Below are 13,920 nucleotides of genomic sequence, written 5' to 3' on the forward strand. Positions count from 1 at the left end.
ACCAGCGTGCAGTGGTCAGGTCGTCGGCGTTTCCACCGCCGCGGTGAGGTTCCGCTCGGCATACCCGAGGGCACCGTCACGATCCGGGCAGGAGCAGACGACCCGACGGCCCTTCGGCACGTCCGGGTACGGCCGCCACAGCGCGTACTGCCTGCCGGCGTTCGCCACGACCAGCCGGCCGGCCTCGCCGCCGATGAAGGGATCACCGCTCATCAATCGACCTCCCTCAGTCCGGAGTGATCGGGCCAAAACCGCACCGGCAGCGTGGAGAAGCCGGTCAGGAAGTTGGACCGGATGCGCAGCGGCTCGTCGGTCTGCTCGAATCCGGTGGTGAAGTCCCGCAGGGCCATCAGCAGCTCGAAGATCTCCACCTTGGCCAGGTACGAGCCGACGCAGAAGTGCGGGCCGTAGCCGAAGGCCATGTGCTTGTTGGGAGCGCGGCCGAGGTCGAACTCCCCGGGCCGCTCGAAGGCCCGTTCGTCCCGGTTGCCGGAGGCGTGCCAGAGCGTGACGATCTCGCCCGGCCGCAGTCGTACGCCGTGCAGTTCGGTCTCGTGGACGACACTGCGCCCGAAGTGCATGGTGGGTGACGCCCAGCGCAGCACCTCGTCCACAGCGGTCTCGACGGCGACCTCACCCTGCTTGAGCCGCCGCCACTGCTCGGGGTGGGTCACGAGCGTGTGGATGCAATCGATCATCGTGAGCCGACTGGTCTCGTCGCCCCCGATGATCAGGCTGTAGCAGTTGAGCACGACGTCCTCGTCGGACAGTGGCACGCCGTCGATGGAGCTGCCGACCAACATGCTGATCACGTCGTCGCCCGGGGACTCGCGCCGCTCCTCGACGATGTCCATGAAGTACATCAGGATCTCGTTGCGGGCCATCTCGGAGGCGACCTCGTCGACGTCCTCGTCGTCGGTCGACAGCGCGGTCTTGGTCTGGGTGAGAAGGAAGTCCCGGTCCTGCTCGGGCACGCCGAGCAGGTTCGAGATCGTGGTCATCGGGATCCGGCTGGCGATCTGTTCGGCGAAGTCGCAGCCGCCGGACTCGACCGCCCTGCGGATCAGCTGCCGGGTGTTGCCCCGCACCGTCCGCGCAACCTCGTTGAGCACCCTCGGCGAGAGCACCCGGTGAAGGATCTTGCGCAACTCGTGGTGCCGGTGCCCGTCGGTGACGGCCAGCATCCGGCCGGCACCGGCGTCACCTCCGTCCAGCAGCGTGACGAGCACGTTGCCGCGCTCGGACGTGAAGTTCACGTTGTCGCGGTAGGTGGCCATGATGTCGTCGTAGCGGGAAAGCACCCAGAACCCCCGGCGGCCGTCGACCGGAGGGTTCCAGTACACCGGTGCGGTATCCCGCAGGGTGCGCCAGAACTCGTCGAGGTCGTGGTCCGCGAAGGTCTTCGGATCGCCCAGGTCCACGGTGTCCGGTGCCGGTGTGCCCACGGTCACCAGTCCGTACGCCAGAACCGGCGCGGCCGGAACGGGTAGGTGGGCAGCGGCACGCGGTGGCTGGCCTCCCCCGCGTGCAGGGAGTCGAAGTCCACCTGCTGGCCGTTGACCCAGGCGGCGGCCAGATCGGACAGCGCCTGTGCGTCCGTCCCGGACTGAACGATCCCGTTGTCGCTGCGGGGGAAGGAATCGACGGCCACCCGCGGTGCGGCAGCGGTCTCGGTGGCCAGGCCGCTCGGGGAGTCGCCGGACAGCGCCGCGATCAGCTCCGCACGGCTGCGGACCACGGCCGCCCACCGACGGGCCATCACCTTGCGGCCCAGGTTGAGGCTGAAGCAGATGTCGTCCAGGCGCAGGCCGGGGCTGGCCTCCAGCCAGTCCTTCAACCTCACGCGCTGACGGGCCAGCGCCTCGTCGTCCAGGGCGGACAGCGTGGCCAGTCGCGGCCTGCCGACGGCCTCGGGGGTGCGTTCGGCGGCCGTCGGCGGCTCCTCCAGCACCAGGTGCGCGTTGTAACCGCCACCGCCGATCGAGGTGACGCCCGCGCGGCGGATCCCGGACTCCGGCTCCCAGTCCGCCGTCTCCAGCTGCGGTACGAACGGGGTACTGGGGAAGTCGAGATCCTGGTTGACCTCCGTCAGGTTGATCGTCGCCGCCAGCTTCTTGTGGTGCAGGGCCATCAGGGCCTTCACCGCGCCGAAGCCGCCCGACACCACACCGCCGTGGCCCACGTTGCCCTTGACCCCTCCGATGGAGGTGGTGCCGGTCTGCTTGCCGAACGCCATGCTCGCCGCGTGCACCTCGAGCTCGTCGGTCACCGGCATACCGAGACCGTTGGCCTCGTACATGGACACGGTGTCCGGGGTGACGCCGCCGACCTCCATGGCGTTGGCGATGCACGCGCTCAGCCGCTCCGGCTGCGCCAGACCGTAGGCCACCGCGCTGACACCGTTGTTGTTGACGGCCGAGCCCTTGACCACGGCGTAGATGTGGTCGCGGTCGGCGACGGCCTCCGCCAGCGGCTTGAGCAGCACCGTGACGACACCGCTGGACAGCGCGGTGCCGGTGCCGTTGGCGTCGAACGGGCGGCAGTGGCCGTCCCTCGACAGGATGCGGTTCTCCTCCCACAGGTGGCCGCGGGGGTGCGGCAGACGGACCATCGCGCCGCCGGCGATCGCCATGTCGGTCTGGCCGAGCAGCAGCGACTGGCAGGCCAGGTGCACCGCGTAGTGAAAGCCGGCGCAGACGGCGGCGACGGTGACGGCCTCTCCGGTCAGCCCCATGTAGTACAGCGCGTTGGATGTCATGGTGTCCGGCGACCACGCCAGGCTGGCCTCGATCGCCTCGGGGCCGACCGACACCCGGTCCGGCGGGGAACTGTAGAGCGCGGCGGTTTGCGGGTTGTTGGCGCCGTAGACGCCCACCTCGCCCCTGATCCGGTCCGGGTCGTAGCCGCCGTCCTCGAGCGTCTCCCACGCGCTCTCCAGAAACAGCCGGTTCTCCGGGGTCATCGCGGCCGCCATCCGGTCGCTGATGCCGAACACCGCCGGATCGAACTTGTCGTAGGTGTCGAGCACGCCGCAGGCCCGCACGTAGAACGGGCTGTGGATCAGGGTCTCGTCGACGTGGATGTCGTCCTTGGCCAGGAACGACACGGACTCTCTGCCGTGCACGAGGTTGTCCCAGAACTGTTCCTTGGTGCGGGCTCCGGGCGACCTGAGGGACATGCCGATGACGGCCACGTCACCCAGGTCGTAGTTCTGCTCGGGGCTGTCGGTCACGGGAAGGCTCCTGCCTCGAATCGAATGGGGGGGCTCAGCTGCCGGCGGAGGTGCCGCGGCCGCGCAGCACGGCGCGGCGGGTGCCGGCACGGCGGCGGGCCGACTGAACCGCCTCGGGGGTGGCGCCGCTCTCCTCGTCGAGCCACTGGCCGAGGGAGGAGATGTCGCGGAAGCTGAAGAGGTCGGGCACGCGAACGCGGCGGTCGAACCGCCTGGTCATCAGCCTGGCCAGCCGGATGAGCAGCAGCGAGTCGCCGCCGAGGTCGTAGAAGGTGGCCCGGACGTCGATGCTCGCCGGTTCGAGGTCGAGCAGCTGGCCCCAGATCTCCGACAGCGCCACCTCGGTCGGCGTGCCGGCGGCCGTCAGGGGCCCTGCGGCGGCGGTGGCGGTCGGCGGCTCGGGAAGCGCGGCGCGGTCGAGCTTTCCGCCCGGCCCCAGCGGGAGTGCGGCCAGGAACACGACCGTCGCCGGCACCATGTAGTCGGGCAGCTCGGCGGCGAGCTTGCCGGTGATGGCGCTCTGGAGTCCGGCGTCCAGCCGGGCGCCCTCCCGCGGGTGGCCGTCGCCCTCGGGCACGACGTAGCCGACGAGCCTGTCGCCCTGTACGGCGGCGGCGGCTTCCCTGACCTCGGGGCAGCCGGTCAGCCGGGCCTCGACCTCCTCCAGCTCGATGCGGTAGCCGCGCAGCTTGACCTGGTGGTCGGTGCGACCGACGAACCGGAGCTCCCCATCGGCGGTGAACTGGACGACGTCACCGGTGCGGTACATGAGTTCGCCGTCCAGGAACGGGTCGGGCACGAACCGCTCGGCCGTGGTGTGCGGCCGGTTGACGTAGCCGTGGGCGAGGCCGGCGCCGCCGAGGTAGAGCTCACCGGGCTCGCCGGCCGGCAGGTGCCTCAGCTTCTCGTCGAGCACGTAGACGCGGGCACTGGCCGACGGCCTGCCGATCGTCGGCTCGCCGGTTCCGTCCCGCGGTACCAGCCCGAACGAACAGAAGACGGTTCCTTCGGTGGGGCCGTAGGCGTTGAAGACCCGGTCGGCGTTGGTCTCCCGGTACGCCCGGTCCACCAGCTTGCGCCGCAGTGCCTCGCCACCGAACACGACCGTGCGCACGTTCGGGGGCAGAACACCGGCGTCGAGCAGACCGTTCATCACCGACGGGACGACGTTGAGGTGGGTGATCTTGTCGACGTACCGGCTCTCCGGCAGGTGGAGGGCGCTCTCCACCAACACGACGGCGCCGCCGCGACACAGCGCGGCGAAGATCTCCATCACGGACATGTCGAAGCAGACCGAACTCGCCGCCGATACACCGCTCAGGTCGCAGCCCTCGAAGATCCGGTCCATTTCGGCCAGCATGGCGATGCAACCGCTGTGCCGGACGGCCACGCCCTTCGGCGTGCCGGTGGATCCCGACGTGTAGATGACGTACGCGGTGTCGCCGGGCACGACCGGCACGGGCTTCGCACCGGGCTCGGTCGCCACGGTCTCCCCCAGCACGACCACGGTCGGGCCGGCCGGGCAGTGGGCGCGGGACGCGGGCGTGGTCAACAGCAAGCGGGTCCCGCTGTCGCGGACCATGAAGTCCAGCCGCTCGGCCGGGTAATTCGGGTCCAGCGGTACGTAGCAGGACCCTGCGCGCAGCGCGGCCAGGATGCCGACGAGCAGGTCGGGAGTGCGCTCGACGCAGATACCGACCGGGACACCGGGACCGGCGCCGTCGGCGACAAGCCGTTCGGCCAGCCCGCGGGACCGCTCGTCCAGCTCGCCATAGGTCAGGACGCCGGCGTCGAAGTAGACCGCGGGCGCGTCGGGGTTCTTGGCCGCTTGTTCGACGAACTCGGAGTGCAGGGTTTCGGTCACTGGTCCGTCTCCTCGGGGAGGCCGCTCGGCGCGAGTCCTTCGAGTGCCAGGTCGGGTTGGGCGATCGATTCGAAGAGCACGGTGCGGTAGAGCGCGAGCAGTGCCGTCACGGTCTGCCTCTCCAGGTAGCTCGGTTTGTACTGGACGTGGCCGACGACCTCGCCGTCGATGTCGGCCATCGATATCTCAAGGTCGAACTTGGCCAGGTGCCTGCGCACCTGAAGCGGTTCGAGCGGCAGGGCGCCGTCGGGCGCGATGGTCTCGCCGATGCCGTGGAAGAGCTTGACGGACCGGGGGAAAGCCTCCGAAGACAGCCAGTTCACCACCACGTCGGACCACGGTGAGCGGCCCTCGGCCCTGGGCGGCTTCAGGGCGGACGCCAACAGGTCGAGGGGGTAGCTCATGTGCTCGAGCAGGCCGAGCGAGAAGGCGTGGACCTCGCCCAGCAGGTCTCGGAAGCTGCGGTCGCCGGCCGGTTTCGCCCGCACCAGCACCGTGTTGAGGTAGTAGCCGATGGCGCATTCCCAGCCCGGTTCGGCGCGTTGGGCGATGGCGGTGGCCAGTACGGAGTCCTCGGTCCCGGCCGCGCGGTTGAGCGTGGCGAAGAAACCGGCCAGTACGACGGTGCTGATCGACACGCCTTCGCGCACCGCGAATTCCCTGAGCAGGCGGGTTTCCTCGGCGCACCAGCGGAACGCGAGGTCGCAGCCCTCGTAGGTGACGCCGGGAGGTCGCACCTTGGTGGACAGGTCGGGGCGGGCGGGCGGGTCGGCCAGTTTCTCCGACCACCAGGTCAGCGCCGCGTCCGCCGCCGGGCCGGCCAGCCACTGCCGCTCCCACTCGACGAACTCGGTGTAGGGGGGGACCGGCGCGCTGTCGGCGAGGTCCGCGCCCTCGTAGTACTCCTGGAGTTCGCGGATCATCACATCGGCCGACGCCGCGTCCGACGCGATGTGGTGCACGAGTACCAGCAGGTAGTGGTCCGCCGGTCCGCGCGTCATCAGCACCACTCGTACGAGCGGCCCGTTGTCCAGGTCGAGCGGCAGGTGCCCGTGCCCGGCCAGTTCCTCGCGGGCCTGTTCGTCGTCGAGGCCTGTGCTGTCCACCACGACGAACTCGTACACCGGTTCGTCCAGGACGACCTGATACGGGCGCCCACCGGCCTCGACGAAGACCGTGCGCAGCGCGGGATGCCGCTCCATCACGGTCCGTACGGCGCGGTCGAGGGCCTTCTCGTCGACCGCGGTCCGGATCCGGGCGGCCACCATGAAGTTGTAGGGCACGGCGTCCGGCGCGACCATCTGCATGAACCACAGGGAGGTCTGGCCGTGCGAGGCCGGGGCCACTTCGAAACCCAGACCGCCGGCGCGCAGCTGGTCGAACGCCGGTGCGTCGGTGGGGTCCAGCAGGCCGCGCTCGGCCAGTTCGTCCACCAGCTCCTCGGCGTCCAGCTCGGACAGGTCGTCGAGGAACGTCGGGGCCGGTTCGGCCCTGGGCGCCGGTGCGGCCGTCACCTCCAGCGGCAACCGCGACGTCCGGTCCGGCTTCGCCTCCGCGGTCGGGGCCGGCTGCGCCGCCACGGAGGCGGTCGACCCGCCGATGACCTCGACGACGTGGCCGACGGCTTCGGATATGGTCCGGCCGTCCAGGAACACCACCGGCGACACCCGCTGCCCGGACAACGCCTGCAGTCTGTTGACGAGGCGGATCGCCAGCATCGAGTCAAGGCCGAAGTCGCGCAGGCCGACGCCTTCGTCGAATTTGCTCACCGGCACGCCCAGCACGTCGGCGATCTCGCCGAGGACGACTTCCTCCGGCGGCCTGTTCCCCGCGGTCTCGGCAACGGGCTCGGCCGCAGCCGTGACCACGGCCCCGGCCACGGTTTCGGGGACCGGTGCCGACGCGACGTGGGGGCGGGGCGTGGTGTCCAGCCAGTAGCGGTCCTTCTGCCACTGTACGAGCGGGGTTTCCACAACCTCGACGTCCTCGGCGAACAGTGAGTCGAAGATCAGTGGGAGGCCCCTGACGTACAGCGACGCGGCGGCCCCCAGCAAACAGCGGACGTCGCTTCCGTTGCGCCGCAGAGAGTTGATCGCGTGCACCTGGACCCCACGGGTCAGCGCGATCTCCTCGACCGCGCCGCGCAGCGTCTCGTGCGGGCCGATCTCGATGAAAGTGCCGACGCCTTCGTCGACCAGCGCACCGATCGTCTCGGCGAACCGGACCCGATTGCGCAGGTTGTGCACCCAGTAGTCGACATCGGCGACCGGGTTCACCACGGCGGCCAGTGCCGTGGAACGGAATTCGATGGTGTTCGTCAGCGGGACGATGCCGTCGATGCGTTCGCGCAACGGCTGGATCAGCGGATCCATGCCGGGACTGTGCACCGGCCGTTCGACCCGAATCCTCCGGGTCGAGACCCCGGCCCGCTGAAGATCGGCCTCCAGGGCGCTGATGGCGTCGGGCGAGCCGGACACCGCCGCGCTGGTGGGGCTGTTCACCACGGCGATGGCCACATGCTCGGCGTACGGGGCGATCTTCGGCAGCAACTCCCGCTCCGGCAGGTCGACCGAGATCATGGCGCCGGAAGCCGCTTTCCGTTCGAGCAGATGCGACCGGGCCACCACGACACGGGCGGCGTCGTCCAGCGACAGCGCGCCGGCGACACAGGCGGCCGCGATCTCACCCAGGCTGTGACCGACGACGGCGGTCGGCTGGATGCCGAGTTCGAGCCAGACCTTCGCCAGCGAGACCTGCAAGGCGAACAGAACGGGCTGTTGGAAGTCCATCTCCTCGAACCTGGTCTGGTCGGCCGGGGCGGCGAGCTCGTCGAGCACCGAGCAGCCGCCGGCCATGCGCACGGCGGCGTCGCAGGCGTGCATCCACGTGCGGAAGCCCGCGTGCGAGCGCATGAGTTCCCGGCCCATGCCGACCCACTGCGTTCCGCCGCCGGAGAACACCAGCGCCACCCGCCGGTCGCTGTTGCCCGCGACCGTGCCCGTGACGACATCGGGGTGCGGCTGACCGGCGGCGACCCGGGCAAGTCCGTCCAGGACTTCCTGGCGGTTGCGGGCGAACAGCGCTATCCGCCGGCTGTGGTGGGTACGCCTGGTCGCGAGCGTGTAGGCGAGGTCGGAAACCCGCAGGCCCGTGTCGCGTTCGACATGGTTGGACAGCGCGCGGCAGGTGTCGGCCAGCGCACCCGCCGTGTGCGCCGTGACGGGTACGAGGTGCACCTGCTCGTCGGCCGCGACGTCGCCCTGGCTCGGCGTGACGTGTCGTCCCCGGTCACCCGCGATGAACGGTCCGGGGACGACGGAGAGACCGGCGGTGTACAGCGCGCCGAGTGAGCCGAGCAGGGTCGCGGCCTCGTCGGCGCCACGACGGAGCGAGGGCAGTGTGGTCGCTGTCAGGATCTCAGACACGGACTTGAGCAGCACGGGGTGCGGACTGAGTTCGATCACCGCGTCGATGTCGTGGTCGCGCAGGTTCGTCAGGGCGTCGACCATCCGGATCTCCTGGCGCAGGTTGTTCGCCCAGTAGTCCGGCCCGAGCTCCGCGCCGTCGACAAGTCCGCCCGTGACCGTCGAGATCATCGGGATGCGCGTGGTCCGGGGCCTGATGTCGTCGAGTTCGGCCCGCAGTGGGGCGAGGACGTGGTCGACCAGCGGCGAGTGCGGTGCGTGGCCCATCCGCACCCGGTGGTTCGTGATGCCCTCGTCGGTGAGTCGCTGGATCAGTTCGTCGATCTCCTGCGGTGTGCCGGTGACCAGGGTGGAGTTCAGGCCGTTGTGGCCGGAAACGGTGAGCTGACCGGTCAGGTGCTGCTTGACGACGTCCGCACCGGTCATGACCACGATGCCGTCGCCGCGTCCGACGGCCAGCTGCTGGAGGAGCCTGCCGTGGTGGGCGGCCAAACGGGAGGCGTCCTCGAAGTCGAGTGCACTGGCGATGTGCGAGGCGGCGAACTCCCCGACGCTCTGTCCCACGACGACGTCCGGCTCCACCCCCAGCGAGCGCCACGCGTCGGCCAGGGCGACCTGCATGGAGAACAACAGCGGTTGGAAGACGTCCATGTCGTCGATACGGCCGTCGGGGGCCAGCATCTGGTCGATGAGGGAGAAGCCCAGCAGGTCCCGCATCCGCTTGTCGGACCTCATCATGGACCGGCGGAACACGGGCATACCGGCGAGCAGCTGCCTGCCCATGCCCAACCACTGCGAGCCGTTGCCCGAGAACAGGAACGCCACCCGCGGTTTGCGTTCGGCGATCTCCCCGACGCTCAGCCCGGCGGCCGTTGCTCCGGTGCCGAAGGCCTCCAGCTGTGCCCTGAGCTCGGTCATGTCGTGGGCAGTGGCCGCGAGCCGGAAACTGCCGTCGCCGGGCGTCCGGCTGCATACCGCCCGCAGGTCGTTCTCCTCGCGCAGCGCCAGGGCCCGCTCGGCCAGCGCCTCCTGGGAGTCCGCGGCCAGCAGGAGGAGTGAGCTCTCGGGGCGCGGCAGCTCCTCGACGGCTACGTGACAGATCGCGCCGCCGAATCCGAACGAGCTGACGCCACCGCGGCGCGCGTCGGACCGGCGCGGCCACGCCGTCAGCCGGTCCTGGACGGTGAGGTTGTACTCGTCAAACATGATCTGCGGATTCGGGGCGGTGTAGTGCAGGCTCGGCGGAAGCACGCCGTTGCGCATCGACAGCGCGAGTTTGACCAAGCCGACGATGCCGGCTGCCGCCTCCAGGTGCCCGACGTTGGACTTGACGGAGCCAAGCCGCAGCGGCTCCGCGCGGTCGCCTCCCAGGACGGCGCCGATGGCATTGGCCTCGATCGGGTCGCCGAGGGGCGTTGCGGAGCCGTGGCACTCAATGTAGTCCACGAGGGACGGTTCGATGCCGGCCCGCTGGTACGCGGTGCGGAGCATCTTCTCCTGCGCTTGGGGGTTCGGCGCGGTCATGCCGTTGCTCAGGCCGTCGTTGTTGGACGAGCTGCCCTTGATCAGGCAGTACACCGGAAGATCGCGTTCGAGCGCCACACTCAGCGGGGCGAGTACGACGACCCCGGCACCCTCACCGCGGACGTAGCCGTTGGCGCGGGCGTCGAACGACTTGCAGCGGCCGTCCGGGGCGAGCGCGCCCATCGCGTCCATGGCGGTGTAGTAGTCGGAGACGAAGCTCAGGTTCACGCCGCCGGACAGCACCAGCTCGCTCTCGCCCATCCAGATCGACTGGCATCCGACGTGTACCGAGACCAGCGATCCGGCGCAGGCGGCGTCGATGGCCATGCTCGGGCCCTGCAGGCCGAGGATGTAGGAGACGCGGTTGGCGATGATGCCGTCGTGCATGCCGGTCGCGGTGTGCGGGGTGATCTGGCTGTCGGGACCGCGATAGTGCGCCAGAGCCGCGTAGTCGCCCCAGCAGGAGGCCATGAACACGCCGGTGTCGCTGCCGACGAGGCTGTGGGGTGTGACACCCGCGTCCTCCAGGGCCTCCCAGGCCAGTTCCAGGATCAGCCGCTGCTGCGGGTCCATCTGGACGGCCTCGCGGGGTGAGATGCCGAAGAACAGCGGATCGAACTGGTCGATGTCGTCGATGAACCCGCCCCACCGCACCTTGTCGTTCAGGAGGTCGCGTCGCCCGGCCGGCACCGGGCCGACGGCTTCGCGGCCCTCGGCCAGCAGCTGCCAGAACGAGGACGGGTCCGGTCCTCCGGGGAACCGGCAGCCGATGCCCACGATCGCGATGGGCTCGTGCGATGCCGTACGACGAGCACTGCTCGGGGCAACGGTCCCTGCGGCACGCGGACCATCGGCGAGCGCGCGGGACAGCTCGTCGATGGTCGGGTACTGCCACATCCAGGTGACCGGAACTTTCCAGTCGAGGAATTCGGACAACGAGGCGGCAAGGGTGGACAACTTCAACGAGTCCAGGCCGTACCGGTGCATCGGTGTCCAGCGGTCCACCGCGTCCTTGGGAAAGTCCATCAGCTCGACAACGCGAGAAAGCAGAAACTCTGTTATGGCATGCGAATCTCGTGCTGCGCGCTCTTGGGGCATCTCGGCTCCTCAGCAGGGCGGATGGAATAGACCGACGGAGGCCGCGGCCGACTGTAAAGGGCCCGGAAACTCCATCAGCCATGTAATGGCAGCAGGTTTGAGGGAAAGCGCGGCACACGTAAGGCCGATTCGATGAACGCGGCAGAGCCAACGGCTCTCACAACGATGGGTCAGCGCTCGGGCAGCCGACCTTGGGAATGGCTCATGACACGGGAGCTTCGCTTCGCCGCATCGAGTGCCGCAGGGGAGTCAAACGCATGGAAGCCCTGCCCGGGTAAAGGAACCCGTATCCTGCCGGGCGGGTTGTTCCATCCCGGGCGGGGAGGCATGACCGTGGAAATGCTGGCACCTGTACCGCAAACTCGCCCCCGTTGAGTCTTCTCGGCTGAATCAGATCGCGGCCTGATCCAGGATCGCTACCCGGCAGTCCAGCCACTGGCGTTCATCGTCCGCCTCCTGGTGACACTGGTCCGCGACTGCACTGTCTTCGGGGACGTGCACGCGGAACTCTTCATCTGCATGATCACTACCGACGAGCGTCACGATCATTCGGCCAGGCCAATGGTTATGTGGACTGACATGGCCGCGTTACGAGGTACTCACCCGGCCGACTTCAGACTGCCACCCTGCAAATGATGAAACAAGTGTGCTTCCTGAGCCGGGGGTGCAGTGGCGTGATCTGACCCCTGAAGTGACTGGTTCATTCTCTTCTCGCCCAATGGCCGCGAGGCGGTTCGGACGTCATGGGCAACAGGGGGCATCCGCATCAAATGCGGGTCAACTCCGGCGCACCACCGGCCCTATATCGGTAACCCATTGCAGTCGCCGGCAGCGTAAGCCGGCGGTGTTCCTTCCCCGGGGGAACCCCTGATTCCAGAGGAGGCGGGGACCCATGGGGACTCCGCCAGCACTCAGACCGGGCGTGAGGAGACATGCCCCGTCGGCATATGGGCGGGTCCGGTCTGGACAACAGGCGGACGGCACTGCAAGGCTGCTCGGCATGAGGATCATGAACCACGAACCGACGTCGGCTGACGCCCATGTCCTGGTGGCGGGCACCGGGCGGATGGAACTCACCACAACGCAGCGGCAGCCCGCGGCTCGTGCCGACAGCGCCCTGCCCCAATGTTCCCCACATCGTCTCGCGGCCGCGCCACCCGGCACACCCGCAGCGGTCGTGGGTGACGTGTCCGCCCGATTACGGCTCGGCCGCCATCTCCTTCGGACAGCCTCCGTCGGCCGGATGCACGACGGCGGGTCGGCCGCCGTGTCGTCAGGCTCCGGCAGCGGCGTCCGGGTACGCCTCGGCAACCGTCAGCCGGTCGGCTGCGAGTTCCTCGAGAGTCCCGCATGACCAGTACCGAGGTGAGGTCACGGCACAGGCCAGGACTGGCACTCGGGGTGCTGGCCGGGGCGCTCGCACTGGATGTGAGCGGTCTCGGGGTGCTCAATGCCGCTCTGCCGTCCGTCGGAGCACGTTTCGACCTGGACGACACCACGCTCCAGTGGGTCATGATTGCTTACGCCGTAACGTTCGCCGGCTTCCTGCTGGTAGGCGGCCGCCTGGCCGATGTGTTCGGCCATCGGCGGGTGTTCGAATTCGGTGTCGCCCTGTTCGCGGTGGCCGCTCTGGCCGGAGCCGTGGCGCCGGACGCCTGGGTGTTGTTCGGTGCGCGGGCGGTCCAGGGCGTCGGCGCGGCCCTGTCGGGCCCGGCCGCACTGGCCCTGCTGGCCGAGGTGTTTCCGGCCGGCCCGGCCCGCAACCGAGCACTCAGTGTGTACGCGGCAGTCGGCGCGGCGAGCTTCAGCGGCGGGGTGCTGCTGGGCGGTGTACTGACCCAGCTCCTCGGCTGGCGGTCGGTGCTGTGGTTCTCGGTGGTGGTGGGGGCGGCCGTGCTGGCCATGACGCGCGCCGGGCTGCCCGGCAGTACCGGGCGCGGCGGCCGGCTGGACCTGCCCGGTGCGTTCCTGGGCACGATCGGCCTCACCCTGCTGGTCGTCGGCGCGAGCACCAGCGGCGCGTTGGCATGGGGTTCGTTCTGCGCCGCAGTGTTGTTCCTGCTGCTCTTCGTCGTGCACGAGCGCCGCACCGCCGACCCGGTGCTTCCTCTCGGCCTCTTCCGGATCACCTCGGTACGGGCGGCGAGCCTGGCGGCGTTCCTCCAGTACACGGCCTCGGTCGGGATGCTGTTCTTCGCGCCGCTGTATCTGCAGGGGATGCTGGAGTACTCTCCGCTCGAATCCGGTCTCGCGCTGGTACCGATGTCGGCGGGCGTGTTCCTCACCGCCAACTTCGTCACCGGACGCCTGCTTGCCAAGTACACGCCGCGCACGCTGATGGTCGTCGGGCTCGTCCTGATCGGCGGCGGAACAGCGTTGTGGATGAGCACACCGCACCAGGGCAGCTATCTGCTGCATGTGCTGCCCGGCCTGGTGATCAGCGGCATCGGCCAGGGGCTGAACTTCCCCTCTATGACGTCCGCCGCGCTCACCGGCGTCGAGCCGGAACGGCATGCGGTCGCCGGGGCGGTGAATGTCGTGACACAGCAGATCGGCGCCAGCGTCGGAGTGGCGGTCATGGTTCTGGTCGCAGCGACCAGCGACGACGAGCTCACCGGTTACCACCTCGCCTACCTCGCGGCCGGCATCGGCTGTGCGCTCGGAGCGGTGGTCATCGCCATGGCGGGTCGTCGGCCAAGCACGGCCTGAAGGGCCTCTCATGGGGGAACGGTTCGGTGGGACGGCGATACACCCGGCGTGGTCGTCCCGCGAAACGC

General features: G+C 69.4%; 7 protein-coding genes. 1 reads left to right on the forward strand and 6 read right to left on the reverse strand.

The window, feature by feature from the left end:
• Nucleotides 1–15: 15 nt before the first annotated feature.
• From ACGRHY_RS03095 to ACGRHY_RS03120, 6 genes are all read right to left on the reverse strand, one after another.
• Nucleotides 16–213 (reverse strand): MbtH family NRPS accessory protein, encoded by a 198-nt coding sequence (locus ACGRHY_RS03095; protein WP_394633843.1) that lies wholly within the window; start codon nucleotides 211–213, stop codon nucleotides 16–18.
• Entirely contained in the window at nucleotides 213–1,451 is a 1,239-nt protein-coding gene (locus tag ACGRHY_RS03100) for a cytochrome P450 (RefSeq protein ID WP_394633844.1), read from the reverse strand. Before ACGRHY_RS03100 ends, ACGRHY_RS03095 begins: the two co-directional genes overlap by 1 nt.
• Nucleotides 1,448–3,232, reverse strand: a complete 1,785-nt coding sequence (locus tag ACGRHY_RS03105) for a beta-ketoacyl synthase N-terminal-like domain-containing protein (RefSeq protein WP_394633845.1) — start codon at nucleotides 3,230–3,232, stop codon at nucleotides 1,448–1,450. Before ACGRHY_RS03105 ends, ACGRHY_RS03100 begins: the two co-directional genes overlap by 4 nt.
• A gap of 34 nt (nucleotides 3,233–3,266) precedes the next feature.
• On the reverse strand, nucleotides 3,267–5,096 hold the full coding sequence (locus tag ACGRHY_RS03110) for a non-ribosomal peptide synthetase (protein WP_394633846.1): 1,830 nt from the start codon (nucleotides 5,094–5,096) through the stop codon (nucleotides 3,267–3,269).
• Nucleotides 5,093–11,071: an acyltransferase domain-containing protein gene (locus ACGRHY_RS03115; RefSeq protein ID WP_394633847.1), complete on the reverse strand. Its 5,979-nt coding sequence runs from the start codon at nucleotides 11,069–11,071 to the stop codon at nucleotides 5,093–5,095. Before ACGRHY_RS03115 ends, ACGRHY_RS03110 begins: the two co-directional genes overlap by 4 nt.
• Nucleotides 11,072–11,533: 462 nt before the next feature.
• Nucleotides 11,534–11,692: a hypothetical protein gene (locus tag ACGRHY_RS03120; RefSeq protein WP_394633848.1), complete on the reverse strand. Its 159-nt coding sequence runs from the start codon at nucleotides 11,690–11,692 to the stop codon at nucleotides 11,534–11,536.
• Between the two features lie 801 nt (nucleotides 11,693–12,493).
• On the opposite strand from ACGRHY_RS03120, the gene ACGRHY_RS03125 reads away from it, so the two are divergent.
• A complete protein-coding gene (locus tag ACGRHY_RS03125; protein WP_394633849.1) occupies nucleotides 12,494–13,852 on the forward strand; it encodes an MFS transporter in 1,359 nt (452 codons plus the stop codon).
• The last annotated feature ends 68 nt before the right edge of the window (nucleotides 13,853–13,920 follow it).

Source organism: Streptomyces shinuiensis, assembly GCF_043660855.1.
Classification (GTDB): Bacteria; Actinomycetota; Actinomycetes; order Streptomycetales; family Streptomycetaceae; genus Streptomyces.

Coding starts and splice junctions, on each gene's coding strand:
- ACGRHY_RS03095 (WP_394633843.1), bottom strand. CDS start 213: ATGAGCGGTGATCCCTTCATCGGCGGCGAGGCCGGCCGGCTGGTCGTG.
- ACGRHY_RS03115 (WP_394633847.1), bottom strand. CDS start 11,071: ATGGACTTTCCCAAGGACGCGGTGGACCGCTGGACACCGATGCACCGG.
- ACGRHY_RS03120 (WP_394633848.1), bottom strand. CDS start 11,692: ATGATCGTGACGCTCGTCGGTAGTGATCATGCAGATGAAGAGTTCCGC.
- ACGRHY_RS03125 (WP_394633849.1), top strand. CDS start 12,494: ATGACCAGTACCGAGGTGAGGTCACGGCACAGGCCAGGACTGGCACTC.